This is a genomic window from Enterobacter sp. N18-03635, from assembly GCF_004006055.1.
In the GTDB taxonomy this organism is placed as follows: Bacteria; Pseudomonadota; Gammaproteobacteria; order Enterobacterales; family Enterobacteriaceae; genus Enterobacter; species Enterobacter vonholyi.
In genome coordinates this window covers 1,436,237-1,463,147 of record NZ_CP034769.1, presented here as the reverse complement: position 1 = coordinate 1,463,147, position 26,911 = coordinate 1,436,237, and the positions used below count along the sequence as shown (strand labels likewise).

The window sequence follows — 26,911 nt, the reverse complement described above, 5'->3', positions numbered from 1 at the left end:
ATTAACTGGCATTGTACATCCAGGCCGCAGACACGGCGCATCAATAAGACAGACGGGAGCATTACAATGAAAAAGTTAGTTCTGGGCGCATTACTCGCCACCTTCGCCGCTGGCGCATCCGCTGCGGAAAAAATCAATTTCGGCGTGTCCGCCACCTATCCGCCGTTTGAGTCGCTGGATGCCAGCAACCAGATCGTCGGTTTCGATATCGACCTGGCGAAAGCGCTGTGCAAACAGATGCAGGCCGACTGCACCTTTACTAACCATGCTTTTGACAGCCTGATCCCGTCGCTGAAGTTCAAAAAATACGACGCGGTGATCTCCGGGATGGACATCACGCCTGAGCGCAGCAAGCAGGTCGCGTTCACCGACCCGTACTACGCCAACTCGGCGGTGGTGATTGCGAAGAAAGGCGCTTATACCTCATTCGATCAGCTGAAAGGCAAACGCATCGGGATGGAAAACGGCACCACGCACCAGAAATACCTGCAGGACAAACATCCTGAAGTGAAAACCGTGGCCTATGACAGCTACCAGAACGCGATTATCGACCTGAAAAATGGCCGTATCGACGGCGTCTTCGGCGATACCGCCGTGGTGAACGAGTGGCTGAAAACCAATCCGCAGCTGGGCACGGCTACCGAGAAAGTGACCGATCCACAGTACTTCGGCACGGGTCTGGGTATCGCGGTACGTCCGGATAACAAAGCCCTGCTGGAAAAACTGAACGGTGCGCTGAAAGCGATTAAAGCAGACGGTACTTACCAGAAAATTAGCGAGCAGTGGTTCCCGCAGTAAGATTTTTTTGCCGGGTGGCTCGGCCTACGGGGGTGGTAGTCTGTAGGCCGGGTAAGGCGAAGCCGCCACCCGGCAATTTCTCAGAGTGGGACAAAGAACCTGAACCGTGCCCCGCTCGCCGACTCCATCAGCCTGATCCCGCCCCCGTGCAGCTCCAGCATCCGTTTCACAATCAGCAGCCCCAACCCGCCGCGATTCTCTCTCGACGCCTGAGTATTGAGCGCCGACGGCCGCTGGAACAAATCGTCGCGCAGCGAGGCATCCACGCCCGCTCCGCTGTCGGAGACTTCAACCTGCAGCCGTTCATTTTCTTGCCACACCGCCAGGCGAATCTCCCCGCCGCCAGGCGTATGGCGCATCGCGTTATCCAGCAGGTTGGTCACCACGCGTTCAATCATCGACACATCGGCGTTTATCAGCGGCAGCGGCCCCGGCACGTCAATATGCAGGTTGACCTCTCGCGTACGGGCGGTGAGCTCAAACTTCTGCGCCACGTCGGAAATCAGCTCTCCCATCGCGAACCGCTCGCGCTGGGGTTTAATACCGCCGTACTCCAGGCGCGCCAGCTCAAACAGCTGCTGAGAAAGATGACGGACCTTTTGTCCCTGGCGCAGAGCGGTGACGAGATACTGCTGGTGCTCCTGCGGCGTCAGCGTGGCGGATTTGAGCGACAGGGTTTCGAGATAGCCCAGCAGCGAGGTCAGCGGCGTGCGGAGATCGTGCGAAATGTTGGCGATAAACTCCCGGCGCTGGCGATCGCTGTCGGCCAGCCGATCCCACTGCTGGGTGATTTTGCGCGTCAGCTCGATAAAACTGTTGCGCAGGATCGCCACCTCATCTTTTGCCGCCGCGTCCGGCGTCTGTGCCGCCAGCTGTCTGATAGCGCTTATGCTGTCCTGCTCCAGCCCGGCGACCTCCACCGTCAGCTGTTTAACCGGGCGCGTGACCCAGTACCAGACCAGTAAACCGGCCAGCAGGCCAAACAGCGCGACCCACAGCAGTGACCACAGGACGGTACTCCACAGCGCCTTATGCCAGGCCATCTCCGCAAGAGCATTTGACTCCTCGCCCTGCAAAATAATGTACAGATAGCCTTTTAGCTCGCCGTCCTGCCGCAGCGGCGTGGCGCTAAAGACTTTTTGATTTTGACTGCGCGGATCGTCGCCCAAAACCGGCATGGCGGTGCCGCTCAGGAAGCTCTGCACCGGAGCCAGATCGATTTTTTGCCGCTGAATATGGCCCGGCGGTGCGGCATCGGCGAGGATATCGCCGTCAGGAGAGATAACGTACAGCTCAACGCTCGGATTAAAGGTCATCAGCCGGCCAAACAGCGGTTTCAGCGCGCTGCTGTCGACCCTGCCCTGCGCGTCCAGAATTGGTTCGCGCTGAACGATCTGCTGCGCCAGCCCGCCCGACAAACGCTGCACCATCGCATTACCGTACTGCATGCTGCTGTAGAGCTGTACCACGCAGGCGACGGCGGCGCAGAGCATCATCAGCAGGATGAAGAGCAGCGTCAGGCGCTGGCTCAGGCTAAAGCGGCGCATCATGATTTGGCTCCGCAAATTTGTAGCCCTTGCCCCAGACGGTGCGAATAATCTCCGGCTCGGCGGCGTCCTTCTCAATCTTGATGCGCAGGCGGTTAATATGGGTGTTGACGGTGTGCTCATAGCCTTCGTGCTGGTAGCCCCAGACCTGCTCCAGCAGCGCCAGACGGGAGAACACCTCGCCGGGATGACGGGCAAAGAAGTAGAGCAGTTCGAACTCGCGCGGGGTGAGATCCACCACCTGGCCGTGAAGCAGCACGCTGCGCGCCAGCGGATCGATGGTCAGTCCGTGAGCCTGAATTTGACCGTCGGTTTGCGCCTGCCCCATCGCCTGCTGGCGACGGAACAGCGCTTTGATGCGCGCAATCAGCTCCTGCACGGAGAACGGTTTTGCCAGATAGTCATCGGCGCCGGTTTCCAGCCCGGTGATGCGGTCGGTTTCACTGCTGCGGGCGCTGATGATGATCACCGGCAGGTAGCGCGTCATCTGACGGATGCGGCGGCAAATCTCCAGGCCGTCAACGCTGGGCAGCATCAGGTCGAGGATCACCGCGTCCCACGTCTGAGCTTCAAGACGCTGCAGGGCTTTGCCCCCGTCGGGTTCGTGGGTGATGGCATAGCCTTCGTCTTCTAAATTGAGTCGCAGAAGCGCCGCGATATCGTGGTCGTCTTCCACCAGCAGGATCTGCTTCATGGGTAAGCCTTCATTCATTTCTTATGACGTAAGCTTACCTGATTTCGCCGGGATGAAGAGTTCACATTTTGTTTAAGATTTTACGAGCAACGTCAGCACTTCATAGTGCGCGGTGTGCGGGAACATATCAAAAAGCTGAACGCGTTCAACGCGATAGCCCGGTAGTTGCGCAATGTCTTTTGCCATGGTCTGCGCGTTGCAGCTGGAATAGATGATGTATTCCGGTGCCATCTGGCTCAGATAGTCGCACAGCGCATTGCCGATGCCGCGGCGCGGCGGGTTGACCAGCACCAGCTCAGGCACGTTGCCCTGGCCGGTCGCGAACTGCGTGGAGTCGAGCGCCTGGAAGTGCAGATTCGTTAACCCCAGCTCGGCGGCGGACTGCTTCGCGCAGGCAATCGCTTCGGCAGAGATCTCAATGCCGGTGAGCTGCATCTCCGGCGTGGCGCAGTGCAGGCCAAAACCGCCCACGCCGCAGAAGAGATCCCACATGTGGTGAACGTTCAACGCACGAACCCAGTCGCGGGCGGCGGCGTACAGGCTGCTTGCCACGGTCGGGTTGGTCTGGAAGAAGCTTTGCGGGCGGATCCACAGCGGCACCCCATTGAAGCTTTCGGCCAGCGCGTGCTGGTCGGTGAAGAAAATCTCTTTCTCCCCTTCCATGATTGCCATATGCACGGGCTGAATGTTTGCCGTAATGACCTTCAGCTGAGGAAGCTGCGCCTGCAGCCACGGCAGCGCCGCGCGCAGCTGCTCCAGCTTGGTTTCAGAGCGCAGCACGAAGCGCAGCATCATGCCGCCGTCTTTCTGGCTTTCCGTTAGCAGAAGGTATTTCAGCTCGCCGCGCTTGCGGGCCACGCTGTAGGGCGTTAAGCCCGCCCGCGCGATAAACGGTTTCAGTGCGGCAAAGACAGGCTCAAACGAGTCGGGATACAGCGGGCAGTCGGTTAAGTCTTCCGGCGTGCCGTCGCGGTGCAGCATCCCCAGCAGCGGTTTTTCTACGCTGCCGCTGACCACCATTTTGGCTTTATTGCGAAAACCCTGTTCAGGGCCGCTGACGGGTGCGCACCACTCGCCCACCGCGTGTTCTGCCAGCAGCTGTTGCAGGTCGGCCATTTTGGCGGTGAGCTGTTGAGGGACCGGCTGTTCTATCCACTGACAGGAGCGGCAGCGTCCTGCGTCATAAAGTGCGCACTGCATATTAAAACCTTAAATATCACGAGGGCTGCGATTATACACATTATTGCAGGCGGAAGAATCTCCGACTGGAAGCCGGAACGAAGAGTAGAAAAAGCACCAGCATGTCCGGCAGTTTTTGCATAAATAGCGCGCGCAGGATCTCCCGTTTGGATTCACCGGCGATGCTGAACAGCTCCGGGTAGCCATACCCCAGCGAGGCGGCCCACAGATAGCTTGCGGCGGTAATTTGCGTCAGCAGATAGACCCATCGCGCCCAGTTGCGCCCTTTAACCAGCGAAAACGCGCAGTAGATCTCGATAAACACCAGCACTAGGCTGCTCAAAAAGACCAGCGTCAGATTCCACGTCTGCACGCTGCGGTGAATGAATTCACCGATGCCGCGCACGCCCAGGGTGTTGAGAATCATCAGCACGTCCAGGCAGCGGATCATAATAATGGCGAGCGCCGCCACCTGAACCAGTGCAGGTACGTTAGGACGCGCGTGCGTAATACGTGATTTTTTTAATAATCCCAATGTTTTACTTCCCTGAAAAACAGTGCCGCGTCATGCGCGGCACATCACTGGAAATTTTAAATCCTTCAGCCGCGTCTTGCACGCTGGATATCGCGCACGCGCTGTTTTTCCGCGCGCGCCATCAAATACCAGGCGATAAATCCGACAATTCCGACCACGCCGAGGATGATAGAGGCCAGGGCGTTGATCTCCGGGTTGACCCCCATACGCACGCTGGAGAAGACCAGCATCGGCAGCGTGGTCGCCCCCGGGCCGGAAACAAAGCTGGCGATCACCAGATCGTCGAGCGACAGGGTAAACGCCAGCAGCCAGCCGGAGATCACCGCCGGCATAATCATCGGCAGGGTGATGATGAAAAAGACCTTCAGCGGCGTCGCGCCGAGATCCATCGCCGCCTCTTCAATGGAGCGATCCAGCTCGCGCAGGCGCGAGGAGATCACTACCGCTACGTAGGCCGTACAGAAAGTGACGTGCGCCAGCCAGATGGTGAGCATGCCGCGATCTGCCGGCCAGCCGATGGCATGCGCCATGGCCACGAACAGAAGCAGCAGCGCGAGACCGGTGATCACGTCCGGCATGACCAGCGGGGCGGTAATCATAAAGGCGAAGCCGTTCGAACCGCGAAAACGCCCGAAACGCACCATCACCAGCGCGGCGATCGTGCCCAGCACTGACGCCATGGTCGCCGCCAGCGCCGCAATGGTCAGGCTCAGCCCCACCGCGCTCATCATTGCATCATCGTGGAACAGCTCGCTGTACCAGCGCGTCGACCAGCCTGCCCAGACCGTCACCAGCTTGGAGCTGTTAAACGAATAGATCACCAGCATCAGCATCGGCGCATACAGGAAGGTAAAGCCGATCACCAGGATCGCGATTCGCCACGGGGAGCGCACTACCGGTAAGTTGTTCATCCGCGATCTCCCATCTGTTTCTGCTGATGCTTGTGGAACCACATGATCGGCACGATCAGCAGCAGTAACATGATAATCGCCACCGCTGACGCCACCGGCCAGTCGCGGTTATTGAAGAACTCCTGCCACAGCACGCGACCAATCATGATGCTGTCTGGCCCGCCGAGCAGTTCCGGGATCACAAACTCCCCCACCGCCGGGATAAAGACCAGCATCGACCCGGCAATAATGCCGCCTTTGGTCAGCGGGACGATGACGCTGAAGAAGGTTTTTAACGGACGGGCGCCGAGATCGAGCGACGCTTCCACCAGCGAGTAGTCGATACGGGTCAGCGCCGTGTAGATCGGCAGCACCATAAACGGCAGATAGGCGTACACAATACCGATATAGACCGCGAGGTTGGTGTGCAGGATCGTCAGGGGCTGATCGATAACCCCGAGCCACATCAGGAAGTTGTTCAGCACGCCGTTGTTTTTCAGGATCCCCATCCAGGCGTAAACGCGGATCAGGAACGAGGTCCACGACGGTAAGATTACCAGCAGCAGCAGGATGTTGCGGGTCGACGGCTTACTGTGCGCCACCGCCCACGCCAGCGGGTAGCCCATCACCAGACAGCAGAGCGTCGAGATGGCCGCCACCTGCAGCGACTGCAGATAGGCTTCGAAATAGAGCGGGTCGTCGGTGAGCTGCAGGAAGTTACCCAGGTTTAAGGTCAGCGTCAGCTGCCCGTCGGCCCAGTCCAGCAGGTTGGTGTAAGGCGGGATTGCCCGCGCCATTTCCGCCAGGCTTATCTTGAAAACAATCAGGAACGGCAGCAGGAACAGCAGGATCAGCCACACGTACGGCATGGCGATCACCAGCTTGCGGCCGTGTTTCATCTGCATTCGCGTCAGCCACTGGGCAAAACCGCCCGGTTTGCCTGCGCGGGCTGGAGGTTCAAGTGTACTCATTGGCCGCTCCTTATACCGTCAGCACAACGCAACTGTCTGCATCCCAACACAGGCGCACTTCGTCGCCCCAGGTCGGCTGCCCCTTGCGGTAGCGATGTTCGTTCTGTAACTGCGCGCTGAGCATCTGCCCGCTTTTCAGGCGCACGTGATAGATGGAGAGGTCGCCAAGATAGGCAATGTGCACCACTTCGCCGACGGCAAAGTTATAGCCATCGGCAGGCGGATCCTCACAGAGCATGATCTTCTCCGGACGCAGCGCGACGTAGACCGGCACGTTATCCACCACGGAGTTATCCGGATCGACCTTCAGCGGATGCTGCAGCCCCGGCGATTCGATGACCAGACCATCTTCCTGACGATCTTTCAGCAGCCCTTCGAAGACGTTGACCGAGCCGATGAACTCCGCGCTGTAGCGGGTGGTTGGATGCTCATAAATCTCTTCCGGCTCGCCAATCTGCACGAACTTCCCGCGGTTCATGATCGCGATACGTCCGGCCATGGTCATGGCCTCTTCCTGGTCGTGGGTGACCATCACGCAGGTCACGCCCACGCGCTCGAGGATATCGACCACTTCAAGCTGCATACGGTCGCGCAGCTTTTTATCCAGCGCGCCCATCGGCTCATCGAGCAGCAGCAGTTTCGGGCGTTTTGCCAGGCTGCGGGCCAGGGCCACGCGCTGGCGCTGGCCGCCGGAGAGCTGGTGCGGTTTACGCTTCGCGAACTCCTGCATGTGTACCAGGCTCAGCATCTCGGCCACGCGCGCGGTAATTTCGGCCTTCGGCAGCTTGTCCTGCTTCAGGCCAAAGGCGATGTTCTGCTCCACCGTCATATGCGGGAACAGCGCGTAGGACTGGAACATCATGTTAATCGGGCGCTGATACGGCGGTACGCTGGAGAGATCCACGCCATCGAGCATGATCTGCCCGGCGGTGGGCTGTTCAAAACCGGCCAGCATACGCAGCAGGGTCGATTTACCGCAGCCAGAAGCTCCCAGAAGAGCAAAAATCTCGCCTTTATAGATCGTCAGGCTGACGTCGTCCACGGCATGCTGGCCATCGAAAGATTTGGTGAGGTTACGAATTTCAAGAAGCGGGGTCAGCGCTTTACGGACTTTCGCCTGCGGGCGGGGGATCGCGTCATTCACGGGGTGCTCTCCGGCAGAAATCAAATCATGGTGCAGGCGCACCAGAACGGTGCGCCTGTTGCCGGGAGCGCTTCGCTTGCCCGGCATGTAACAAAGGGTTATTTACCGCTTTTCACCTTGGTCCACGCGCGAGTACGCACGCGGTCAATTTTTGGATCCTGGACTTTCAGGGTGAAGAGCTTGGCGAACACATCCGCTGGCGGATAGATAGCCTGGTTATTACGGATTTCTTCGCTCACCAGCGGCACGGAGGCCTTGTTACCGTTCGCGTAGTAAACGTGGTCGCTGATGTGGGCGATCACCTCAGGACGCATCAGGTAGTTGAGGAACTGATACGCTTCATCTTTGTTTTTCGCATCAGCCGGCATCGCGAAGACGTCGAAGAAGGCCAGCGCCCCTTCTTTCGGAATGAAGTAGGAGACGTTCACACCGTTTTTCGCCTCTTTCGCGCGGTTAGCCGCCTGCCATACGTCCCCTGCCCAGCCGATCGCGACGCAGATGTCGCCGTTCGCCAGGTCGTTGATGTACTGAGATGAGTGGAAGTAACGAATGTTTGGACGCAGCTTCAGCAGCAGATCGGTCGCCGGACCGGTGTAATCATCGGCTTTATTGCTGTTCGGATCTTTGCCCAGGTAGTTCAGCACGGTTGCGAAAATCTCTTCCGGCGCATCGAGGAAGGAGACGCCGCAGCTTTTCAGCTTCTCAAGGTTTTCCGGCTTCAGCACCACGTCCCAGCTGTCCAGCTTGACGTCCGGGCCCAGCGCGGCTTTGACTTTATCGACGTTGTAGCCGATACCGGTAGTCGCCCACAGGTAAGGCATGGCGTATTTGTTGTCCGGGTCGTGCTTAGCCACCAGCTTCAGCACTTCCGGATCGAGATTTTTCCAGTTCGGTAACTTGCTCTTATCCAGCGGCTGGAAGACGCCTGCCGTCAGCTGACGCTCGAGGAAGCTTGCGGAAGGCACCACGAGGTCAAACCCGGTGCTGCCCGCCATCAGTTTTCCTTCCAGCACTTCGTTGGAATCGAACACGTCGTAGACGACTTTAATGCCGGTCTCTTTTTCAAAATTCGCCACCGTGTCCGGCGCAATATAGTCAGACCAGTTATAAACGTGCAGCGTTTTTTGTTCCGCAGCGAGCGTGCCGGCAGAGACGGCCATCAGAGCACCCGCAACCAGACCCGATAACCATTTTTTATTCAAGGCGATCATAGTGTTATTCCTTCTGAAAGCTCGTTAACAAACGAACTAAAACTGTGCAATCTGAATGTATGCAAAAATCATGCATAGTTTGTCGCTCTGCTCAAAATAAAAAGAAACCTCTTTACCCGGCAGCTTCCGCTCGCTTTTTGAAGCATCGCAAGAATAACTGTAGCCCGTGTCCCCGGCTATAGCCCAGACGAAAAAACGCCTTTTATCAATTTTTTATGCAGGTTAAGTCTACGTGATAAGCCGAAACGGCCTTCAGGGAGGTGAATAATTCTTTAAAGAAAGGTTAAAAGCAGCAGAAAAAATGGCCTTCTGCAGCCGCTATGGCAGCGACTGCGCAAAAGTCAGACAGGCTTAGTGAAGAAAATTGGGAGATGCATCATTATTCTCTGCATCATCTTCCGCGCTATACAGCAGATGGTGTGCATTGGCTTCCATCATGACCATCGAAATTTGCTCTTCGCTCAGGCGCATAAACCATGAGAACTGCTTGAATGACAGCCCGGCTCCGGAGAATAAAGACTGGCAAACGACCAGTTTTGGCAGATTATCATCCTGTATGTCGAGAAATGCTTTCACCGTCAAAGAACTGGCGTTAATCGCTGACAGGTCGGAAGCCAGCGCCAGCAGCGCAGAGGGCTTCACTTCGGCCAGCGCGGAGAAAAGGATCACGTCGTTAATCAGATCGATTTTGGCATCGAAAATGCCGTCGAAATTCTGCATATGAGGCAGATGCAGCGCCTGGCAGGAATCGCATTCGAAAAACGTAATTCCGGCATCATCAAGCCATTGACGTAACGTATCCAGTGTAGGTACGACCTGTAAATCCATCGCGTTGCAGCCTCTTTAATAAAAACTTCGCATAGGGTACTTAAAAAGCGCGCGGTAATCCATTTAACCACCCGTTTTCAGACAGTAGCCCGGCGTCGCATGACGCTCGATCCATAAGATCATTTTACCCGCAATATCGACCCCTGTGGTTTTTTCCACGCCTTCAAGCCCCGGCGAGGCGTTCACTTCCATAACCAGTGGCCCTCGCGTCGCGCGTAGCAGGTCTACGCCTGCCACGTCCAGCCCCAAAGTCTGCGCCGCTTTGACGGCAATTTCCCGCTCCTGGTCGCTGATATCGGCGATTCTGGCAATGCCGCCGCGGTGAAGGTTAGAGCGGAAATCGCCCTCTTTGGCCTGGCGCTCGATGGCCGCCACCACCTCGTTTCCCACCACGAAACACCGGATGTCGCGCCCTTTGGCCTCTTCAATGTACTCCTGCACCAGAATATGGGCATTCAGCCCGCGGAAGGCGTCAATCACGCTCTCCGCTGCCTGACGCGTCTCCGCCAGCACCACGCCAATGCCCTGTGTGCCTTCCACCAGCTTGATCACCAAAGGGGCACCGCCCACCATGTCGATCAGATCGCTGGTGTCGTCCGGTGAATGGGCAATCCCGGTGACGGGAAGATCGATCCCCTGGCGCGCGAGCAGCTGCAGCGAGCGCAGCTTGTCGCGGGCGCGTGAAATGGCGACGGATTCGTTGAGCGGATAGCTGCCCAGCATCTCGAACTGGCGCAATGCAGCGGTGCCGTAAAAGGTTATCTGGGAGCCGATGCGGGGGATCACCGCATCAAAGTGCGGCAGCTTGCGGCCTTTGTAGTGAATCGACGAGGCGGCAGGGTCAATGTTCATATAGCAGGACATCGGGTCGAGGATCTCAACCTGATGTCCACGTTTCGCCGCCGCTTCTCGAAGACGCTTACATGAATAGAGCGTTCCATCCCGGGACAATATGGCAATTTTCACCCTGCACCTCTCTGAAGACATGGAAAAAGCCTGCGTATCATATACGCAGGCAGGCGCAGGATAAATGGACTATCGCGTAGCCCAGCCCTGTTTGTGCAGATAATCAAGAATAAACGGGCGATTTTCTTTAATGATGGTGCGGCGAATATGGTCAGTCCAGGTGTCGCGACGGTTATTGCTGCCGCGCGTCAGGTAGTAGTTCGCCAGCTCTTCATCGTATTGATTCAGGACGTCCTGATCGACCGGCTGATAGTGGTTTTCATGCACCAGCATCGCCGCAGGAATGCGCGGCTTCAAATCCGGGTTATCCGCCGGCCAGCCGAGACACAGGCCAAACAGCGGCAGCACGTGTTTTGGCAGCTTCAGCAGGTCTGTCACGCTTTGAATGTTGTTACGCAGGCCTCCGATGTAGACGCCGCCTAATCCCAGCGACTCCGCCGCAGTAAAGGCGTTTTGCGCCATCAGCGCGGTATCCACCACGCCCAACAGCAGCTGTTCGGCCAGCCCGAGCTCGGCCTCAGGGCAGATCTGCAGGTGGCGGTTAAAGTCGGCGCAGAATACCCAGAACTCGGCTGCCTGAGCCACATGCTTCTGCCCGCCGGTCAGCGTCACCAGCTGTTCACGCATGGCCGGGTCGGTAATGCGGATAATGGAGCTGCACTGCAGGAAGCTGGAACTTGAAGTCGCCCTTGCGCTGTTAATAATCGCTTCGCGCTGCGCATCGGTAATCGGCTCATCGGTGAAGTGGCGAATGGAACGATGGGAAAGGAGCAGGTCTATGGTTGGCGTCATCTTGTCTCTCTTTGTCTTGCTTAATACGTATGGCAGCCAGTATAGGCAATGATATGCGCGGTGTAATTGGCGAAACATAGCTCATAGATATTATAACGACAGGCGAAACCTTCTTTTATGACGACAGGTTATGGGGCACTATACGTGTCATTCGCCGTCAGGCTTGTTTTTTGAGGAGAGAGAAATGTTTGCAGTAATTTTTGGTCGTCCAGGGTGCCCATACTGTGTACGCGCGAAAGAGCTGGCTGAGAAACTGACCGAAGAGCGCGATGACTTCAACTTCCGCTACGTGGATATCCACGCGGAAGGCATCACGAAAGCGGATCTCGAAAAAACCGTCGGTAAGCCGGTTGAAACCGTACCGCAGATCTTCCTCGATCAGAAACACATCGGCGGCTGCACGGACTTCGAAGCTTACGCCAAAGAGCACCTGGGCCTGTTTGCTGCCCAGTAATGAAAGGACGCCCTCACCGAGAGGGCGTTTTTATTTGTGGTGCCGTCGGCGTTGAAGCAGACTGCGCACAAATAAGTAGCAGAGCGCGCCAAGGGCGCACCAGAATACGGCGCTCATCAACCACGCCAGCTCCTGCCAGAAACTTCGCGTTGAAACATACAGCATGCGCATCAGCAGCAGACACAGCGGTGCCGCCAGCATGGCGCCAATTAGCGGCTTGACCACTTCCCCTTTACGGGAAAGAAAACTGGCTGCCGCTCCCGGCAGGGTAAAAAAGAGCAGCCCCAGCTCCGGGTGTCCGGCAGCCCTGAATGCCCCTTTCAGATTAAAAGCGAGCGACATGCACACGACGGTAAACAGCAAAAAGCAGCTGATCACCCCCGCCCAGTTTCGTTTAATGTTCAAACTATCCTCCTGACTTATCTCTATCAAATACAGCTTCGTCGGGTAGACGCCCGGTCAGATAAAGCAATGCGGCAATCCTTGCCAAAGTACGCACAGGGTGATGCGATAATAGGTAGCTGTCAGTAGCTAATGCGATTAAACTACACGCCAGCTAATGTTTTAGGGAATAAAGCAGGAAACAGGGAGCGTTAACGCCTTTCCCTGACCCAGAAAACAGTAGCCCAAATAGCCCTTTCATTCAACAACTTACTGGTAAACAAGAAGTTAGCCTCCGTGAATATAAACGTCGCAGACTTGTTAAATGGGAATTACATCCTGTTATTATTTGTGGTACTGGCGCTGGGCCTTTGCCTGGGTAAATTGCGCCTGGGTTCAGTTCAACTTGGTAATTCCATTGGCGTTTTAGTCGTCTCCTTATTATTAGGTCAACAGCACTTCAGCATTAACACGGACGCGCTCAACTTAGGTTTTATGCTGTTTATTTTTTGTGTTGGCGTGGAAGCGGGACCGAACTTTTTTTCAATTTTCTTCCGCGACGGCAAAAATTATCTGATGCTGGCGCTGGTGATGGTCGGCAGCGCGCTGCTGATCGCGTTAGGACTGGGTAAACTGTTTGGCTGGGATATCGGGTTAACGGCCGGTATGCTGGCAGGCTCCATGACCTCCACTCCCGTGCTCGTGGGTGCCGGTGATACCCTGCGTCATTCCGGCATGGCCGGCGCACAGCTTTCTGCCGCACTCGACCACCTGAGCCTGGGCTATGCCCTGACCTATCTGATTGGTCTGGTGAGCCTGATTGTCGGCGCACGCTATCTGCCAAAACTGCAGCATCAGGATCTGCAGACCAGCGCCCAGCAAATCGCCCGCGAGCGCGGTCTGGATACCGATTCCAAACGTAAAGTCTATCTCCCGGTGATCCGCGCCTATCGCGTTGGGCCAGAGCTGGTGGCATGGGCAGACGGCAAAAATCTGCGCGAGCTGGGAATTTACCGCCAGACGGGCTGCTATATCGAACGTATCCGCCGCAACGGCATTCTGGCGAACCCGGACGGCGACGCGGTGCTGCAGATGGGCGACGACATCGCGCTGGTGGGTTACCCGGACGCCCACGCCCGTCTCGACCCGAGCTTCCGTAACGGCAAAGAGGTGTTCGACCGCGACCTGCTCGACATGCGCATCGTCACCGAAGAGATCGTGGTGAAAAACCATAATGCCGTGGGCCGCCGCCTGGCGCAGCTGAAGCTGACCGACCACGGCTGCTTCCTCAACCGCGTGATCCGCAGTCAGATTGAGATGCCTATCGACGACAACGTGGTGCTCAACAAAGGCGACGTGCTGCAGGTCAGCGGCGACGCCCGACGCGTGAAAACCGTGGCCGACCGCATCGGCTTTATCTCCATTCACAGCCAGGTCACCGACCTGCTGGCCTTCTGCGCCTTCTTTATCGTTGGCCTGATGATCGGGATGATCACCTTCCAGTTCAGCAACTTTAGCTTCGGCATCGGTAACGCCGCCGGGCTGCTGTTCGCCGGGATCATGCTAGGCTTCCTGCGAGCGAACCATCCTACCTTCGGCTACATTCCGCAGGGCGCGCTGAACATGGTGAAAGAGTTCGGTCTGATGGTCTTTATGGCGGGCGTGGGCTTAAGCGCGGGCAGCGGCATTGGTCACAGCCTCGGCGCCGTCGGCTGGCAGATGTTGGTTTCCGGACTTATCGTCAGCCTGGTACCGGTGGTGATCTGCTTCCTGTTCGGTGCCTACGTGCTGCGCATGAACCGCGCCCTGCTCTTTGGGGCGATGATGGGGGCGCGTACCTGTGCGCCTGCTATGGAAATCATCAGCGATACCGCGCGCAGCAACATCCCGGCGCTGGGCTATGCGGGCACGTATGCTATCGCTAACGTGCTGCTGACGCTGGCGGGTACGCTGATTATCATCATCTGGCCCGGACTCGGATAACTCCTAAGAATGCGCGTAGCGGAAAATATTTTTGTTACGCGCAGAACTTTTTTATCAGGGGGCAGTCATAACTAGTGCCACTGCTTTTCTTTGATGTCCCCAATTTGTGGAGCCCATCAACCCCGCCGTTTTGGTTCAAGGTTGATGGGTTTTTTGTTGCCTGAAATTCCCCTTACTCAATTTCACCTTCTCTCCAGCCATTAAAACATATATGATTAAACGCATATAAAATCACACCTTCAGGAACATCCATGCTCCACCCGCTCCAGCTCTTCAAAACCCTCTCTGACGAAACGCGGCTCGCCATCGCCATGCTGCTCCGCGAAGCGGGCGAGCTGTGCGTCTGCGATCTCTGCGCCGCAACCGCCGAATCGCAGCCGAAGGTCTCCCGCCATATGGCGCTGCTGCGCGAGTCCGGGCTGGTTATCGACCGTCGTGAGGGTAAGTGGGTTTATTACCGTCTCTCTCCCAACATGCCCGCGTGGGCGGCAACGATTATCGACACCAGCTGGAACTGCCTGCGGGAAGAGACGCGCATGAAGCTGAAAAACCGACTTCCGGGCTTGTGCTAAGCAAAAAACATTCACAAAAACAGATATAACGGAGTAACAGATGTTTCTGGCAGGGGCTATTTTTCTGTTTACGCTGGTACTGGTCATCTGGCAGCCCAAAGGGCTCAGCATCGGCTGGAGCGCGACTATTGGTGCCGTACTGGCGCTCGCCAGCGGCGTTATTCACGTAAACGATATTCCGGTTGTGTGGAATATCGTCTGGAACGCCACGGCAACGTTTATCGCCGTCATCATTATCAGCCTGCTGCTGGATGAGTCCGGCTTTTTCGAGTGGGCGGCACTGCACGTTGCCCGCTGGGGGAACGGCCGCGGACGATTGCTGTTTACGTATATCGTGCTGCTGGGCGCAGCCGTCGCGGCGCTGTTTGCCAATGACGGTGCGGCGCTGATCCTGACCCCTATCGTTATCGCCATGCTGCTGGCCCTGGGGTTCAGCAAGCGGCCCACGCTGGCGTTTGTGATGGCGGCAGGTTTTATCGCCGATACCGCCAGCCTGCCGCTGATTGTGTCGAACCTGGTCAACATTGTCTCCGCAGACTTCTTCACGCTGGGGTTCAGCGAATACGCTTCGGTGATGATTCCCGTTGATATCGCCGCGATTGCCGCAACGCTGGTGATGCTGCATCTGTTCTTCCGCAAGGAAATTCCCCCGGAATATGACCTGGCAAAACTCCGCGAGCCCGCGCGGGCCATTCACGACCTCCCGACCTTCAGAACGGGCTGGATCGTGCTGCTCCTTCTTCTCGTCGGTTTCTTTGTGCTGGAGCCGCTGGGTATTCCGGTCAGCGCCATCGCGACTGCGGGCGCGCTGGTTTTGTTTGCCGTTGCAAAACGCGGACATGCAATTAATACCGGAAAAGTGCTGCGCGGCGCACCGTGGCAGATCGTGATCTTCTCGCTGGGGATGTATCTGGTGGTGTATGGCCTGCGCAATGCCGGGCTGACGGAATATCTCTCAGGCGTACTGAATAGCCTGGCCGGGCAAGGGCTGTGGGCCACCACGCTGGGAACCGGGTTCATCACCGCGTTTCTGTCATCCATAATGAACAACATGCCCACGGTGCTGATTGGCGCGCTCTCCATTGAGGGCAGTACGGTGACAGGACTGATTAAGGAAGCAATGATTTACGCCAACGTGATTGGCTGCGATTTGGGGCCGAAAATCACGCCTATCGGCAGCCTTGCCACCCTGCTCTGGCTTCACGTGCTGGCGCAGAAAAACATGACGATTAGCTGGGGCTACTACTTCCGGACGGGCATCATTATGACGCTGCCGGTCCTGTTTGTGACGCTCGCCGCGCTGGCGCTACGTCTCTCCTTCACACTGTAATGAGCCACTGATATGAGCCACATCACTATCTATCACAACCCCGCCTGCGGCACGTCGCGTAACACGCTGGAGATGATCCGCAACAGCGGCACGGAGCCAGAGATTATCCTCTATCTGGAAACCCCGCCGTCGCGCGATAAGCTGACAACCCTGATTGCCGATATGGGGATCTCGGTGCGGGATCTGCTGCGTAAAAACGTAGAGCCCTACGAACAGCTCGGCCTGGCCGAAGACAGCTTCACCGACGACCAGCTTATCGATTTTATGCTGCAACACCCGATTCTGATTAACCGTCCGATCGTCGTGACGCCGCTGGGCACTCGCCTGTGCCGCCCGTCTGAAGTCGTCCTCGACATCCTGCCGGATGCGCAGAAAGGGGCATTTACGAAAGAAGATGGCGAAGCGGTGGTTGACGCCAGCGGGAATAAAATCGAGCGCAGGTAAAACTGGCAGGGCGAGCGATACCTAAGGGTTCTCCTCGCCCGCAACTCTCCCCACCATCGCCCGGATCTCTTCGCGGGATAGCGGCGCCCGGTCGGTGACGTAGTGCAGCGTCATTCCTTCAATAAAGGCATCCAGCGCGCGGGTGGTGACCGGGTCGAACCACTGCTCGAGCGTTGTCTGGCTCATCTTCATCCAGTCCTGCATCACCGTTTTGAGCGCCGCGCTGCGGTGCATAAAGGCGTAGAGCTGGTACATCAGCGCCATGTTGTGCGGCGTCGTCACCTGCGAGCTGTGGATCAGAGTGGTAATGGATTCGCACGCCATTTCCGGCCCGGTGACGCCCGCGAAGAAATCCCGGTACTGCTGCGACATCTGGCGGGTAAACCACGTGAAGGCCTCCTCCAGCAGCGGCTCCATACCGTCGAAATAGTAGGTCATCGACCCCAGCGGCACGCCCGCGCAGGTGGCGATTTTCCGGTGCGTGACGGCGTGAATACCGTGTTCAGCAATGGTGTCGAGGGTCGCCTGCAGGATTTTCTCCCGGCGATGCGGATCGTTGGGTGGTCTGCTCATCATTTCCTCACCTGGTTTGTGTACAAATGTACACAAACTTGCTAGTGTTGTCGCTATTGTTGTACTTCTGGTGCTACCCCAATGACGCTGACCTCTTCCCGTAAAGCCCTGCAGCTCCGCATGTGGGCGCTGTTTATGTTCTTCTTTATTCCCGGTCTGCTGATGGCCTCCTGGGCCACGCGCACCCCCGCCATTCGCGACATTTTGTCCGTCTCTACAGCTGAGATGGGTATCGTGCTGTTTGGCCTGTCGATAGGCTCCATGAGCGGCATCCTCTGCTCCGCGTGGCTGGTGAAGCGCTTCGGTACGCGGGCGGTGATCCGCACCACCATGTGCTTCGCGGTGTTCGGGATGATCGTGCTCAGCGTCGCGCTGTGGTTTGCCTCACCGGTGCTGTTTGCGCTGGGGCTGACGGTATTTGGCGGCAGCTTCGGTTCGGCGGAAGTTGCCATCAACGTTGAAGGAGCGGCTGTCGAGCGTGAGATGAACAAAACCGTGCTGCCGATGATGCACGGTTTTTACAGCCTCGGCACGCTGGCCGGTGCGGGCGTGGGGATGGCGCTGACGGCCACTGGCGTGAGCGCCAATCTGCATATCCTGCTGGCAGCGCTGGTGTGCATCATTCCGATTCTGACCGGCATCCGGGCGATCCCGGACGGCACAGGTAAGAACTCCGCTGACGAACAGCACTCGGCCGAAAAAGGGCTGCCCTTCTACCGCGACTTCCAGTTGATGCTGATCGGCGTGGTGGTGCTGGCTATGGCCTTCGCCGAAGGGTCCGCCAACGACTGGCTGCCGCTGCTGATGGTAGACGGTCACGGCTTTAGCCCGACCTCCGGCTCGCTGATCTACGCCGGGTTTACGCTGGGGATGACCGTCGGGCGCTTCACCGGCGGCTGGTTTATCGACCGCTACAGCCGCGTAGCGGTGGTGCGCGCCAGCGCCCTGCTGGGCGGCCTGGGTATCGCGATGATCATATTTGTCGATGTGGACTGGATTGCCGGGGTCTCGGTGATCCTCTGGGGACTGGGCGCGTCGCTCGGCTTTCCGCTTACCATTTCAGCCGCCAGCGATACCGGCCCGGATGCCCCGACGCGCGTCAGCGTGGTGGCAACCACGGGCTATCTCGCCTTCCTGGTCGGGCCGCCGCTGCTTGGCTTCCTCGGCGAGCACTACGGGCTGCGCAGCGCCATGCTGGTGGTGTTAGGGTTGGTCATCATCGCGGCGCTGGTGGCGCGCGCGGTGGCAAAGCCGGAAACGAATCAAACGACACTGGAGAAGGGATATGAGCGTTAAACTGATTGCCGTCGACATGGATGGCACATTCCTCAGCGATGCCAAGACCTACAATCGTCCGCGCTTTCTGGCGCAGTACGCGCGCATGAAGGCGCAAGGCATTCGCTTCGTGGTCGCCAGCGGCAACCAGTTCTACCAGCTGATCTCCTTTTTCCCGGAGATTGCGCATGAAATTTCATTCGTCGCCGAAAACGGCGGCTGGGTCGTAAGTGAGGGTGAAGACGTCTTTAACGGTGAACTGTCGAAAGCCCATTTCGAGACCGTTGCGAACGTGTTAAGCGACGTTCCCGGCATTGAGATTATCGCCTGCGGGAAGAGCAGCGCCTACACGCTGAAGTGCTATGACGAAGGCTTTAAGGGTATCGCGGCGAAGTACTATCACCGTCTGGAAATGGTCAGCGATTTCGACAACCTGAACGATATTTTCTTCAAGTTCGGGCTTAACGTTTCTGACGATGAAATTCCGCGTATTCAGGCGCTGCTGCATGAAAAGCTGAGTGACATCATGGTGCCCGTCACCACTGGTCACGGCAGTATCGACCTGATCATACCCGGCGTGCACAAAGCTAACGGCCTGCGGATCCTGCAAAAGCGCTGGGGCATAGACGATAGCGAAGTGGTGGCCTTCGGCGACAGCGGCAACGACGTGGAGATGCTGCGCCAGTCCGGATTCAGCTTTGCGATGGCGAATGCCAGACCGCATATCAAAGCGGCGGCGCGTTTTGAAGCGCCGCACAATAACGATGAAGGCGTGTTGGATGTGATTGATAAGGTGCTGGATGGAGAGGCACCGTTTAATTAACACCGTGCGGTCTGGTGCCCTCACCCTACCCCTCTCCCACAGGGAGAGGGAATAAACAGTTAAGGTTGCAGGGCGTTTCCGACGCGCTTGTCTTTCAGGAACACCACCATCAGGGCAACCCACAGCACGCCGTTGGCGAGGTTAAACAGGCTGAACAGCCCGTTGCCGCCCATCGCGTAGGCATGCTTGCTCACCTCGATACCGACGGTAAAAATCAGCATCTGCAGCATCCCCATCGCCGCGGAGACCGTGCCTTTACTCATCTCGCTGGCAAACAGCGTCAGGCGCACCAGACCGGCGTTGGCCACGCCAATTCCGAAGGCGTAAATGCTCAGCCCTGCCGTCATCCACAGATAAGCGTGTGATGACGCGACGGTCGCCACCGCCGCCAGAATCAACCCTGCCGCAATCGGCCAGCCGCCCATGATAATAAGCGAACGCACGGTTCGGCGTGACGTCAAACGTGCCAGCACCAGGTTCCCGATAATCAGCGCGCCAAAGATCGGCACCTGCAGCAGACCATACTCATAGCTGCTGAGCTTTTCACCGCTGATGATAATAACCGGAGACTGGGCGATCCACGCCAGCAGCGGCAGGCTAACAAACCCGGTCGCCAGCGCGCCCGCCACAAAGCGGCCATTCTTCAGCACTTCTTTATAGTCCCGACCCAGTTCTTTCAGCGAGAGTTTCTCGCCGATGCGGGTGGCCGTTTCCGGCATCGCCCGGTGCAGACCAAAGAACGCGATGGAGGCGAGAACGGCAAACAGCACAAACATCCCTTCCCATGGCGCTATATGCACCCACGCGGCACCCACCAGCGGCCCGAGTAAGGGGGCAATGAGCGCCACGTTCGCCATCAGCGCGGTAATTTTGATACACACCGCCTCTTCAAACGATTCCTGAATGGCGGCATACCCCACGGCGCCGATAAAGCACAGGCTCACCCCCTGCAGGAAGCGCAGCAGGGTAAATTGTTCAATGTTTTGCGCCAGCAGCGTGGCAAGACAGGTGACGATAAACCACACCACGCCCGTCAGCATCACCGGACGACGGCCAATGCGATCCGACAGCGGGCCTAACAGCCACTGCAAAAACATGCCGCCGGCCAGATAGGCGGTCATGGAGGTCGGTACCCACTCGATTCCGGCGTTGTACTGCGCCACCACGGCCAGCATACCGGGCTGGATCATATCGTTGCCGATATAGGTAGAAAATTCGTAGAGCACCAGACACAGAGGGAAAAGCAACGCCTGACGACCCAGACGTGAACCAGAAGAAGAACGGTTTAACATGCAATCTCTTTATAATGACAAAATCGCGACGAGTGTAATGAAATGCCGCAGCCCGAGATAGTGATTTATCGAGGATAAACAGAAATAAAGCACATATCGTCTTCGTTTAAGGTTTCCTTAAGTTGACACTTTTATGATAGCCCCATTACTCGTCAACGACCCCAAATCATGGCACTTACCTCCAGCCGTTCAGAATTGTCTAAGTTACAGACAAATAAGACAAAACGCCTTTACCGCTTACCGTCCCGCTTTTATGGTTATCAGCTTATCATACTGATTGCCCTTGCCGTGGTATTTACGTGGCTATCGCGCAATGAAGCGCTCGACAGATGGATAACCGGCTTTTGGTATGACGCGGCGACGCAGAGCTTTCCGCTGCAGAAAGACCACCTGCTGGATCTGCTCAACCACCGACTGGCGAAGTACATTGCCATCGCCTTAGGCGCCGCGGCGCTGTTTTACGGCGCCTACAAGCGTAACGCAAGGCTGGTTACGGCGGCGCTGCTGATGGGCGTTGGCGCGCTGGTGGTAGGCCTGCTGAAAAGCATGAGCCATCACAGCTGTCCGTGGGACCTGGTGGAATATGGCGGGAAGGCCGTGTCCTACCCCCTGTTCAGCGCCATTCCTGCTGACAGCGGTCCGGGGCGCTGTTTCCCCGGCGGTCATGCCTCCAGCGGCTTTATGGTGATGGGGCTGTTTTTTGCCTTCTGGCGCGAACGTCCGCGTCTCGCCTGGTGCTTCGTCGCGCTGGGCGTGGTGTTAGGTCTGGCGATGGGCTTCGGTCAGGTCATGCGCGGGGCGCATTTTTTCTCTCACAACCTGTGGGCCGGGTGGTGGGTCTGGTTTTCCCAGGTGGTGGTCTACGGGCTGATTTCCACCCGGTTTGCTAAAGAGTGATAACGCTATGCTAGAGAATCTGAATTATCAGCTGTTTTATCTGATCAACGCCACACCGGCCTCGCCCGAGTGGATGATCGACTTTGCCACCTTTCTGGCAAAAGACCTGATCGGTATCGTGCCCGCGCTGGCAGCCATTCTCTGGCTGTGGGGGCCTCGTAGCCAGGTGAAAGCACAGCGCAAGCTGATAATCAAAGTGGCGATGGCTCTCGGCGTAAGCGTCCTGGTGAGCTACATTCTGGGCCACGCGTTCCCGCACGATCGTCCGTTTGTCGATCACGTCGGCTTTACCTTCCTGCATCATGCGCCGGATGACTCGTTCCCGAGCGATCACGGTACGGTGATCTTCACCTTTGCGCTGGCCTTCCTGTTCTGGCATCGCCTGTGGTCTGGTGCGGTGCTGATGCTGGTGGCTGTGGCCATCGCCTGGTCTCGCGTTTACCTGGGCGTCCACTGGCCGCTGGATATGGTGGGCGGCTTCCTGGTCGGGCTGATTGGCTGCGTGAGCGCGGCTATCCTGTGGAGCCTCTTCGGTGAAGCGCTCTACCGCACGCTGTCATCACTCTATCGCGCCATTTTCGCTATCCCGATCCGCAAAGGCTGGATACGTGACTAACCCCAACCTGTCAGGTTACACTTGAACCCCCGCCCTGCGGGGGTTCACTTTTTTATCCCGAGGAACTATGGAAACACGTCGCGATGACCGCATTGCTCAGCTGCTACAGGCGCTGAAGCGCAGCGATAAGCTGCATCTTAAGGAAGCCGCCAACCTCCTCGGCGTCTCAGAGATGACCATTCGTCGGGATCTTAACAGCGAAAGCGCGCCCGTCGTGCTGCTGGGCGGGTATATTGTGCTTGAGCCGCGTAGCGCCAGCCATTATCTGATCAGCGACCAGAAGACGCGCCTGGTGGAAGAGAAACGCAAAGCCGCCCGGCTTGCAGCCTCGCTGGTACAGCCGCACCAGACGCTATTTTTTGACTGCGGCACCACCACGCCGTGGATTATCGAGGCCATCGACAGCAGCATTCCTTTTACTGCCGTGTGCTACTCCCTGAACACCTTTCTGGCGCTTCAGGAGAAACCCGAGTGCCGGGTGATCCTGTGCGGCGGCGAGTTTCACGCCAGCAACGCCATCTTTAAGCCGCTCAACCTGCAGGACACGCTCAGCAATCTCTGCCCGGATATCGCGTTTTATTCCGCGGCGGGCGTCAACGTGCGCCAGGGCGCAACCTGCTTTAACCTGGAAGAGCTGCCGGTGAAGCACTGGGCATTAAGCGCCGCGCAGTACCATGTTCTGGTGGTCGATCACAGCAAGTTTGGTAAGGTCCGTTCGGCAAGAATGGGCGAGCTGGCGCAGTTCGACGCCATCGTCAGCGACTGCCGCCCGGACGACGAGATTGTGGCCCACGCGAAGGCGCAGCAGGTGAAATTGATGTATTAAGAGGGTGCGGTCTGATGCCCGCACCCCAGCCCTCTCCCACAGGGAGAGGGAGAAAACCCATCAGGTTTAGCTAAACCAGCTGCCGAACCACCCGTGGAATTTCATCATCACGAAATCCCACATCCGGCTGAAGAAGCCGCCCTCTTCGACCGCTTCCATTACAATTAACGGACGCTGTTCAATTGATTTACCGTTTAGCTGGAAATCAATCGTCCCGACTACCTGGCCTTTTTTCAGTGGCGCGGTGAGCTGCGGGTCGGTCAGGGTGTAGCTGGCCTTCAGGTTTTTCAGCTGACCACGCGGAATGGTCACCGAGCCCGCCTCACCCGCGCCCAGGTTCACTTCGCTCTTGTCACCAAACCAGACGCGCTGGCTGACGAATGTGGCATCCGGTTTAATCGGCGTCACGGTTTCATAGAAGCGGAAGCCCCACGTCAGCAGTTTTTCTGACTCATTAAAGCGAATACGGTCGGTTTTGGTGCCCAGCACCACCGAAATCAGGCGCATGTCGCCCTGGGTCGCGGAGGCCACCAGGTTATAGCCCGCGCCCGCCGTGGTGCCGGTTTTCATTCCGTCCACGTTAACGTTGCTGCTCCACAGCAGGCGGTTGCGGTTCGGCTGACGGATTTTATTGAAGGTAAACTCTTTCTCTTTATGGATGGCGTATTCATCCGGCACGTCGTGGATCAGCGCTTTCCCCAGCAGCGCCATGTCGCGCGCGGTACTGAACTGTCCCGGCGAATCCAGACCGTGAACTGTTTTGAACGTGGTGTTGGTTAAGCCCAGTTTCTGCGCGTAACCATTCATCAAGCCAATGAAAGAATCCTGGCTGCCGGCAACATAATCGGCCAGCGCAATGCACGCATCATTTCCCGACTGAATAATTACCCCTTTGTTCAGATCGGAAACGGAGACCTGATCCCCAGGCTTCAGGAACATCACGGAAGATCCCCGCAGCGCCGGGTTGCCGGTCGCCCAGGCATCCTTCCCGATGGTGACCATATCGTCCAGCTTGATCTTGCCCGCTTTCAGCGCCTGGCCGACCACATAGCTGGTCATGATTTTGGTCAGGCTTGCCGGATCGAGTTTCTCATCTGCATTACCTTCCGCCAGCACTTTACCGCTGGAATAATCCATCAGGATCCAGGCGCGCGCGTCCACAGGCGGCGCTTCGGGCGCAGCCTGCTCAGCTGCGTAGAGAGTTGGTGCAAACAGGAAAAGGAGCGCAGAGCCTGTCGCAAGGCTGCGCAGAGAAGTCATTTTACGCGTCATAAATGCCACCCGAGTGTCCATTCAAAAATTACGTCACATCACCGTGTCGCAAGAAGCGATGAGTAATAGCGCACTAAAACGGTTAAAGAAACCCAACGAGGGTAAAGTTATTAAAGTTTATGCAATAACATTCAGATACGCTTTGATTCAGACGATTTTTTTGTCTTCTGTTGCGTAATTGTTAGGTTTATCTCACCATGGCGAAAGCTGACACGGATTCACATCTCATCAGGAGTAAATATGATTACGCTTTGGGGCAGGAACAACTCGACCAACGTTAAGAAAGTGCTCTGGACGCTCGAGGAGCTGGATTTACCGTTCAATCAAATCATGGCCGGCATGTCGTTCGGCGTAAACAAAGAGGCCGACTATCTGGCCATGAACCCGAACGGCCTGGTGCCGCTGCTGCGCGATGATGAAACAGACGCGACGCTTTGGGAGTCCAACACCATTGTGCGTTACCTCGCCGCGCAGTACGGTCAGGGCCGCCTGTGGGTTGAAAACCCCGCCCGGCGCGCCCAGGGCGAAAAGTGGATGGACTGGGCGAATCAGACGCTGTCTCCAACCCACCGCGTGATCCTGATGGGGCTTATCCGCACGCCGGAAGCCGAACGCGATTATCCCGCAATTCACGCCGCCCAGGATGCCTGCGAAAATCTTTTTGCGATGATGGATGACGAGCTGGCGAAGCACGCCTGGTTCTCCGGCGAGGCGTTCGGCGTGGGCGATATTGCCGTGGCGCCGTTCGTCTGGAACCTGACCAATATGGGCCTGAAGTGGACGCCGCGCCCTCACCTGGAGCGCTGGCTAAAACAGCTGAGCGATCGCCCGGCGTACCGTAACGTCGTAATGATCCCGGTCACCTGATTACGCGCCGGACGGGCTGACTTTCAACAGCTGCCCGTCCGTCTCGTCGGTCAGGACATACAGATACCCATCCGGCCCCACCCGCACATCGCGAATACGCTGATCCCGGTCACCCAGAATTCGCCCGTCCTCCGCCACCTTATTGCCGTCCACGCTCAGCACGATCACGTCCTTCTCCTTCAGCGCGCCGATAAACAGCTTGTTTTTCCACTGCGGGAAAACGTCGCTGTTGTAAAACGCCATGCCGCTCACCGCGGGTGAGACTTTCCAGACGAACAGCGGTTTTTCGGTTCCCTCAACGTGCTCGCCTTTGGCTTCCGGGATTTTCAGGCCGCTGTAGTTAATGCCGTGCGTCGCCAGCGGCCAGCCGTAGTTTTTTCCTTTCTCCGGAATGTTGATCTCATCCCCGCCTCGCGGGCCGTGCTCGTTCAGCCAGAGCGTGTCGCTCCAGGGGTTCATCGCCATCCCCTGCGGGTTGCGTATGCCGTAAGACCAGATTTCGGGTCGCGCACCGGGGGTATTCACAAAGGGGTTATCCGGCGGGACTTTCCCGTCTTCGGTGAGGCGCACCACTTTACCCTGCAATTTATCCAGATCCTGCGCCGTCGGACGCTGATTGTTCTCGCCGAGTCCAATAAAGAGAGAGCCTTTGCCGTCGAACACCAGCCGCCCGCCAAAATGGTTACCGGTTGAGAGTTTCGGCATCTGGCGAAACGCCACCTTGAATCCCTCGATGCGGGAATAGTCGTCGCTCAGGCGGCCATAGCCTACCGCCGTGCCGGCTTTGCCGTCATGCCCGGCCTCGGCGTAGCTCAGCCAGACGCGGCGCGACTTCTCAAAATCCGGGGCAAGCACCACATCCAGCAACCCGCCCTGACCGTTTGCCCAGACCTTCGGCACGCCGACAATCGGATCGGAGAGCCCTTTTCCGGCCTGCCAGCGTTTGAGCTGACCACCCTTCAGGGTCACCAGCAGCCCGTCATTATCCGGCAGAAACGCCAGGGACCAGGGGTGATCGAGTCTGTTTTGCAGCACCTCGACCTTCACCGCCTCTGGCGCAGCAAGAAGTGAAAACGGAATGAATAATACAGGCAGGGAAATCAGCGAGGATCGAGGCATAAAGCACTCCTTTATCGGCATATGGCATAAAGATTAGCCACTGCGTCCGGGCGCGTTAGCACTTTTACAAAACCTTAAGCAGAAGGGGGAGTTGCCTCCCCCTGGATCAGTGCTGTTCAAGCTTCTCGTGCTCGTTCAGGCACATGATGCATAGAGAGAGCGTTGTCAGGCAGTTTTCAAGCTTCTCCGCGTTTACGGCGATAAAGTTTGGGCAGTCGTGGCGTCCGTTCATCAGACATACCCCGGCGATGGAGAGCACCTCAGCGGCGCGGCGCAGCGCGATCAGCTCACTTTCGCCGTAGTTCGCCTTCAGGGTCGGTGCTTTTTCACGCATGAAATTACACAGTTCAAACAGGTTATCACGCAGATGTTCGCTTTCGCTGACTGACATATACCCTTTTGCCTTCCTCAACTGCAGGTACGCGGCCAGGTCGATTCGGGCGTTGATCAGCTTGTTCAGCAGATCGCGTTTTAGTCTGTCAACGGTCATGCTCTTTCCTCCTCTGTCAACCATGGTGCATAGTCAGAATAAGTTCATTTTTTGTACAGTTTAATGCCTGGGATCAATTTTTATTAACTGATTAACATTATTTACAATGTTACAACCTCTGCCCGACGCATCAGCCTTGCAA

Annotated in this window: 29 protein-coding genes; 12 read left to right on the top strand and 17 right to left on the bottom strand. The window is 57.2% G+C overall.

The window, feature by feature from the left end; genetic code table 11:
• Positions 1-66: 66 nt before the first annotated feature.
• Entirely contained in the window at positions 67-798 is a 732-nt protein-coding gene (gene artJ, locus ELK40_RS07665) for an arginine ABC transporter substrate-binding protein ArtJ (protein WP_127730197.1), read from the top strand.
• 80 nt (positions 799-878) lie between these two features.
• On the opposite strand, the gene ELK40_RS07660 is transcribed toward artJ, so the two are convergent.
• From ELK40_RS07660 to nfsA, 11 genes are all read right to left on the bottom strand, one after another.
• Positions 879-2,348, bottom strand: a complete 1,470-nt coding sequence (locus ELK40_RS07660) for an ATP-binding protein (RefSeq protein ID WP_127730195.1) — start codon at positions 2,346-2,348, stop codon at positions 879-881.
• Positions 2,332-3,039: a response regulator transcription factor gene (locus ELK40_RS07655; RefSeq protein WP_115874592.1), complete on the bottom strand. Its 708-nt coding sequence runs from the start codon at positions 3,037-3,039 to the stop codon at positions 2,332-2,334. The genes ELK40_RS07660 and ELK40_RS07655 overlap by 17 nt, the downstream gene beginning before the upstream one ends.
• A 72-nt stretch (positions 3,040-3,111) precedes the next feature.
• Complete coding sequence (gene rlmC, locus ELK40_RS07650; RefSeq protein ID WP_115874591.1) at positions 3,112-4,239, bottom strand: 23S rRNA (uracil(747)-C(5))-methyltransferase RlmC; 1,128 nt, start codon at positions 4,237-4,239, stop codon at positions 3,112-3,114.
• Between the two features lie 40 nt (positions 4,240-4,279).
• Positions 4,280-4,753: a YbjO family protein gene (locus ELK40_RS07645; protein WP_024907853.1), complete on the bottom strand. Its 474-nt coding sequence runs from the start codon at positions 4,751-4,753 to the stop codon at positions 4,280-4,282.
• 65 nt (positions 4,754-4,818) lie between these two features.
• Positions 4,819-5,664 (bottom strand): putrescine ABC transporter permease PotI, encoded by an 846-nt coding sequence (gene potI, locus ELK40_RS07640; protein ID WP_100122374.1) that lies wholly within the window; start codon positions 5,662-5,664, stop codon positions 4,819-4,821.
• Positions 5,661-6,614, bottom strand: coding sequence for a putrescine ABC transporter permease PotH (gene potH, locus ELK40_RS07635; protein WP_115874590.1), 954 nt, complete (start codon positions 6,612-6,614; stop codon positions 5,661-5,663). The genes potI and potH overlap by 4 nt, the downstream gene beginning before the upstream one ends.
• 10 nt (positions 6,615-6,624) lie before the next feature.
• Positions 6,625-7,758, bottom strand: coding sequence for a putrescine ABC transporter ATP-binding subunit PotG (gene potG, locus ELK40_RS07630; RefSeq protein ID WP_024907855.1), 1,134 nt, complete (start codon positions 7,756-7,758; stop codon positions 6,625-6,627).
• 98 nt (positions 7,759-7,856) lie between these two features.
• On the bottom strand, positions 7,857-8,969 hold the full coding sequence (gene potF, locus ELK40_RS07625) for a spermidine/putrescine ABC transporter substrate-binding protein PotF (RefSeq protein WP_127730193.1): 1,113 nt from the start codon (positions 8,967-8,969) through the stop codon (positions 7,857-7,859).
• Between the two features lie 351 nt (positions 8,970-9,320).
• The gene (locus ELK40_RS07620) at positions 9,321-9,797 is read right to left on the bottom strand and encodes a YbjN domain-containing protein (RefSeq protein WP_014169308.1); all 477 of its coding nucleotides are present in this window, start codon (positions 9,795-9,797) and stop codon (positions 9,321-9,323) included.
• A gap of 63 nt (positions 9,798-9,860) precedes the next feature.
• Entirely contained in the window at positions 9,861-10,763 is a 903-nt protein-coding gene (gene rimK / locus ELK40_RS07615; protein WP_111963877.1) for a 30S ribosomal protein S6--L-glutamate ligase, read from the bottom strand.
• Between the two features lie 69 nt (positions 10,764-10,832).
• Positions 10,833-11,555 carry a nitroreductase NfsA gene (nfsA, locus tag ELK40_RS07610; RefSeq protein ID WP_111963876.1) on the bottom strand — a complete coding sequence of 241 codons (723 nt, stop codon included), beginning with the start codon at positions 11,553-11,555 and terminating at the stop codon, positions 10,833-10,835.
• Positions 11,556-11,739: 184 nt separating this feature from the next.
• Between nfsA and ELK40_RS07605 the strand changes: the two genes are divergently transcribed.
• On the top strand, positions 11,740-12,009 hold the full coding sequence (locus ELK40_RS07605; RefSeq protein WP_006809455.1) for a GrxA family glutaredoxin: 270 nt from the start codon (positions 11,740-11,742) through the stop codon (positions 12,007-12,009).
• Between the two features lie 30 nt (positions 12,010-12,039).
• On the opposite strand, the gene ELK40_RS07600 is transcribed toward ELK40_RS07605, so the two are convergent.
• The gene (locus ELK40_RS07600; protein WP_111963875.1) at positions 12,040-12,414 is read right to left on the bottom strand and encodes an inner membrane protein YbjM; all 375 of its coding nucleotides are present in this window, start codon (positions 12,412-12,414) and stop codon (positions 12,040-12,042) included.
• Positions 12,415-12,687: 273 nt separating this feature from the next.
• Here ELK40_RS07600 and ELK40_RS07595 point away from each other — a divergent pair, with 273 nt between their 5' ends.
• The 4 genes from ELK40_RS07595 (at position 12,688) to arsC (ending at position 16,719) form a co-directional block, all read left to right on the top strand.
• On the top strand, positions 12,688-14,373 hold the full coding sequence (locus ELK40_RS07595; RefSeq protein WP_111963874.1) for an aspartate:alanine antiporter: 1,686 nt from the start codon (positions 12,688-12,690) through the stop codon (positions 14,371-14,373).
• Positions 14,374-14,624: 251 nt separating this feature from the next.
• Entirely contained in the window at positions 14,625-14,945 is a 321-nt protein-coding gene (locus ELK40_RS07590) for a metalloregulator ArsR/SmtB family transcription factor (protein ID WP_115874587.1), read from the top strand.
• A 40-nt stretch (positions 14,946-14,985) separates the two neighbouring features.
• Complete coding sequence (locus ELK40_RS07585) at positions 14,986-16,275, top strand: arsenic transporter (RefSeq protein ID WP_127730191.1); 1,290 nt, start codon at positions 14,986-14,988, stop codon at positions 16,273-16,275.
• Between the two features lie 12 nt (positions 16,276-16,287).
• Positions 16,288-16,719, top strand: a complete 432-nt coding sequence (gene arsC, locus ELK40_RS07580; protein ID WP_127730189.1) for a glutaredoxin-dependent arsenate reductase — start codon at positions 16,288-16,290, stop codon at positions 16,717-16,719.
• Between the two features lie 21 nt (positions 16,720-16,740).
• On the opposite strand, the gene ELK40_RS07575 is transcribed toward arsC, so the two are convergent.
• Positions 16,741-17,292, bottom strand: a complete 552-nt coding sequence (locus ELK40_RS07575; RefSeq protein WP_127732747.1) for a TetR family transcriptional regulator — start codon at positions 17,290-17,292, stop codon at positions 16,741-16,743.
• An 81-nt stretch (positions 17,293-17,373) separates the two neighbouring features.
• Between ELK40_RS07575 and ELK40_RS07570 the strand changes: the two genes are divergently transcribed.
• Both ELK40_RS07570 and ELK40_RS07565 read left to right on the top strand, forming a co-directional pair.
• A complete protein-coding gene (locus ELK40_RS07570) occupies positions 17,374-18,588 on the top strand; it encodes an MFS transporter (protein WP_127730188.1) in 1,215 nt (404 codons plus the stop codon).
• On the top strand, positions 18,578-19,390 hold the full coding sequence (locus tag ELK40_RS07565; protein WP_127730186.1) for a Cof-type HAD-IIB family hydrolase: 813 nt from the start codon (positions 18,578-18,580) through the stop codon (positions 19,388-19,390). The genes ELK40_RS07570 and ELK40_RS07565 overlap by 11 nt, the downstream gene beginning before the upstream one ends.
• 59 nt (positions 19,391-19,449) lie before the next feature.
• Here ELK40_RS07565 and ELK40_RS07560 read toward each other — a convergent pair whose 3' ends face one another.
• Entirely contained in the window at positions 19,450-20,682 is a 1,233-nt protein-coding gene (locus tag ELK40_RS07560) for an MFS transporter (protein ID WP_127730185.1), read from the bottom strand.
• A 168-nt stretch (positions 20,683-20,850) separates the two neighbouring features.
• Between ELK40_RS07560 and ELK40_RS07555 the strand changes: the two genes are divergently transcribed.
• The 3 genes from ELK40_RS07555 (at position 20,851) to deoR (ending at position 23,021) form a co-directional block, all read left to right on the top strand.
• Positions 20,851-21,579: a phosphatase PAP2 family protein gene (locus tag ELK40_RS07555; protein ID WP_127730183.1), complete on the top strand. Its 729-nt coding sequence runs from the start codon at positions 20,851-20,853 to the stop codon at positions 21,577-21,579.
• Positions 21,580-21,586: 7 nt separating this feature from the next.
• On the top strand, positions 21,587-22,195 hold the full coding sequence (gene ybjG, locus ELK40_RS07550; RefSeq protein ID WP_127730181.1) for an undecaprenyl-diphosphate phosphatase: 609 nt from the start codon (positions 21,587-21,589) through the stop codon (positions 22,193-22,195).
• Positions 22,196-22,262: 67 nt separating this feature from the next.
• A complete protein-coding gene (deoR, locus tag ELK40_RS07545; RefSeq protein WP_008503427.1) occupies positions 22,263-23,021 on the top strand; it encodes a DNA-binding transcriptional repressor DeoR in 759 nt (252 codons plus the stop codon).
• A gap of 66 nt (positions 23,022-23,087) precedes the next feature.
• Here the strand turns inward: deoR and dacC are convergent, their stop codons facing one another.
• The gene (gene dacC, locus ELK40_RS07540) at positions 23,088-24,293 is read right to left on the bottom strand and encodes a serine-type D-Ala-D-Ala carboxypeptidase (protein WP_047653218.1); all 1,206 of its coding nucleotides are present in this window, start codon (positions 24,291-24,293) and stop codon (positions 23,088-23,090) included.
• A 240-nt stretch (positions 24,294-24,533) separates the two neighbouring features.
• Between dacC and ELK40_RS07535 the strand changes: the two genes are divergently transcribed.
• Complete coding sequence (locus ELK40_RS07535; protein WP_111963865.1) at positions 24,534-25,160, top strand: glutathione S-transferase family protein; 627 nt, start codon at positions 24,534-24,536, stop codon at positions 25,158-25,160.
• Here ELK40_RS07535 and ELK40_RS07530 read toward each other — a convergent pair whose 3' ends face one another.
• Both ELK40_RS07530 and bssR read right to left on the bottom strand, forming a co-directional pair.
• Positions 25,161-26,279, bottom strand: a complete 1,119-nt coding sequence (locus ELK40_RS07530; RefSeq protein ID WP_127730179.1) for a PQQ-dependent sugar dehydrogenase — start codon at positions 26,277-26,279, stop codon at positions 25,161-25,163.
• Between the two features lie 106 nt (positions 26,280-26,385).
• Positions 26,386-26,769 (bottom strand): biofilm formation regulator BssR, encoded by a 384-nt coding sequence (gene bssR / locus ELK40_RS07525; protein ID WP_111963863.1) that lies wholly within the window; start codon positions 26,767-26,769, stop codon positions 26,386-26,388.
• Between the last annotated feature and the right edge of the window lie 142 nt (positions 26,770-26,911).

Bases quoted from the DNA above. Each gene is read 5' to 3' on its own strand.
- artJ (WP_127730197.1), top strand. From the start codon at position 67: ATGAAAAAGTTAGTTCTGGGCGCATTACTCGCCACCTTCGCCGCTGGC.
- ELK40_RS07660 (WP_127730195.1), bottom strand. From the start codon at position 2,348: ATGATGCGCCGCTTTAGCCTGAGCCAGCGCCTGACGCTGCTCTTCATC.
- ELK40_RS07655 (WP_115874592.1), bottom strand. From the start codon at position 3,039: ATGAAGCAGATCCTGCTGGTGGAAGACGACCACGATATCGCGGCGCTT.
- rlmC (WP_115874591.1), bottom strand. From the start codon at position 4,239: ATGCAGTGCGCACTTTATGACGCAGGACGCTGCCGCTCCTGTCAGTGG.
- potI (WP_100122374.1), bottom strand. From the start codon at position 5,664: ATGAACAACTTACCGGTAGTGCGCTCCCCGTGGCGAATCGCGATCCTG.
- potH (WP_115874590.1), bottom strand. From the start codon at position 6,614: ATGAGTACACTTGAACCTCCAGCCCGCGCAGGCAAACCGGGCGGTTTT.
- potF (WP_127730193.1), bottom strand. From the start codon at position 8,969: ATGATCGCCTTGAATAAAAAATGGTTATCGGGTCTGGTTGCGGGTGCT.
- ELK40_RS07620 (WP_014169308.1), bottom strand. From the start codon at position 9,797: ATGGATTTACAGGTCGTACCTACACTGGATACGTTACGTCAATGGCTT.
- nfsA (WP_111963876.1), bottom strand. From the start codon at position 11,555: ATGACGCCAACCATAGACCTGCTCCTTTCCCATCGTTCCATTCGCCAC.
- ELK40_RS07605 (WP_006809455.1), top strand. From the start codon at position 11,740: ATGTTTGCAGTAATTTTTGGTCGTCCAGGGTGCCCATACTGTGTACGC.
- ELK40_RS07590 (WP_115874587.1), top strand. From the start codon at position 14,625: ATGCTCCACCCGCTCCAGCTCTTCAAAACCCTCTCTGACGAAACGCGG.
- ELK40_RS07585 (WP_127730191.1), top strand. From the start codon at position 14,986: ATGTTTCTGGCAGGGGCTATTTTTCTGTTTACGCTGGTACTGGTCATC.
- arsC (WP_127730189.1), top strand. From the start codon at position 16,288: ATGAGCCACATCACTATCTATCACAACCCCGCCTGCGGCACGTCGCGT.
- ELK40_RS07575 (WP_127732747.1), bottom strand. From the start codon at position 17,292: ATGAGCAGACCACCCAACGATCCGCATCGCCGGGAGAAAATCCTGCAG.
- ELK40_RS07570 (WP_127730188.1), top strand. From the start codon at position 17,374: ATGACGCTGACCTCTTCCCGTAAAGCCCTGCAGCTCCGCATGTGGGCG.
- ELK40_RS07565 (WP_127730186.1), top strand. From the start codon at position 18,578: ATGAGCGTTAAACTGATTGCCGTCGACATGGATGGCACATTCCTCAGC.
- ELK40_RS07560 (WP_127730185.1), bottom strand. From the start codon at position 20,682: ATGTTAAACCGTTCTTCTTCTGGTTCACGTCTGGGTCGTCAGGCGTTG.
- ELK40_RS07555 (WP_127730183.1), top strand. From the start codon at position 20,851: ATGGCACTTACCTCCAGCCGTTCAGAATTGTCTAAGTTACAGACAAAT.
- ybjG (WP_127730181.1), top strand. From the start codon at position 21,587: ATGCTAGAGAATCTGAATTATCAGCTGTTTTATCTGATCAACGCCACA.
- deoR (WP_008503427.1), top strand. From the start codon at position 22,263: ATGGAAACACGTCGCGATGACCGCATTGCTCAGCTGCTACAGGCGCTG.
- dacC (WP_047653218.1), bottom strand. From the start codon at position 24,293: ATGACGCGTAAAATGACTTCTCTGCGCAGCCTTGCGACAGGCTCTGCG.
- ELK40_RS07535 (WP_111963865.1), top strand. From the start codon at position 24,534: ATGATTACGCTTTGGGGCAGGAACAACTCGACCAACGTTAAGAAAGTG.
- ELK40_RS07530 (WP_127730179.1), bottom strand. From the start codon at position 26,279: ATGCCTCGATCCTCGCTGATTTCCCTGCCTGTATTATTCATTCCGTTT.
- bssR (WP_111963863.1), bottom strand. From the start codon at position 26,769: ATGACCGTTGACAGACTAAAACGCGATCTGCTGAACAAGCTGATCAAC.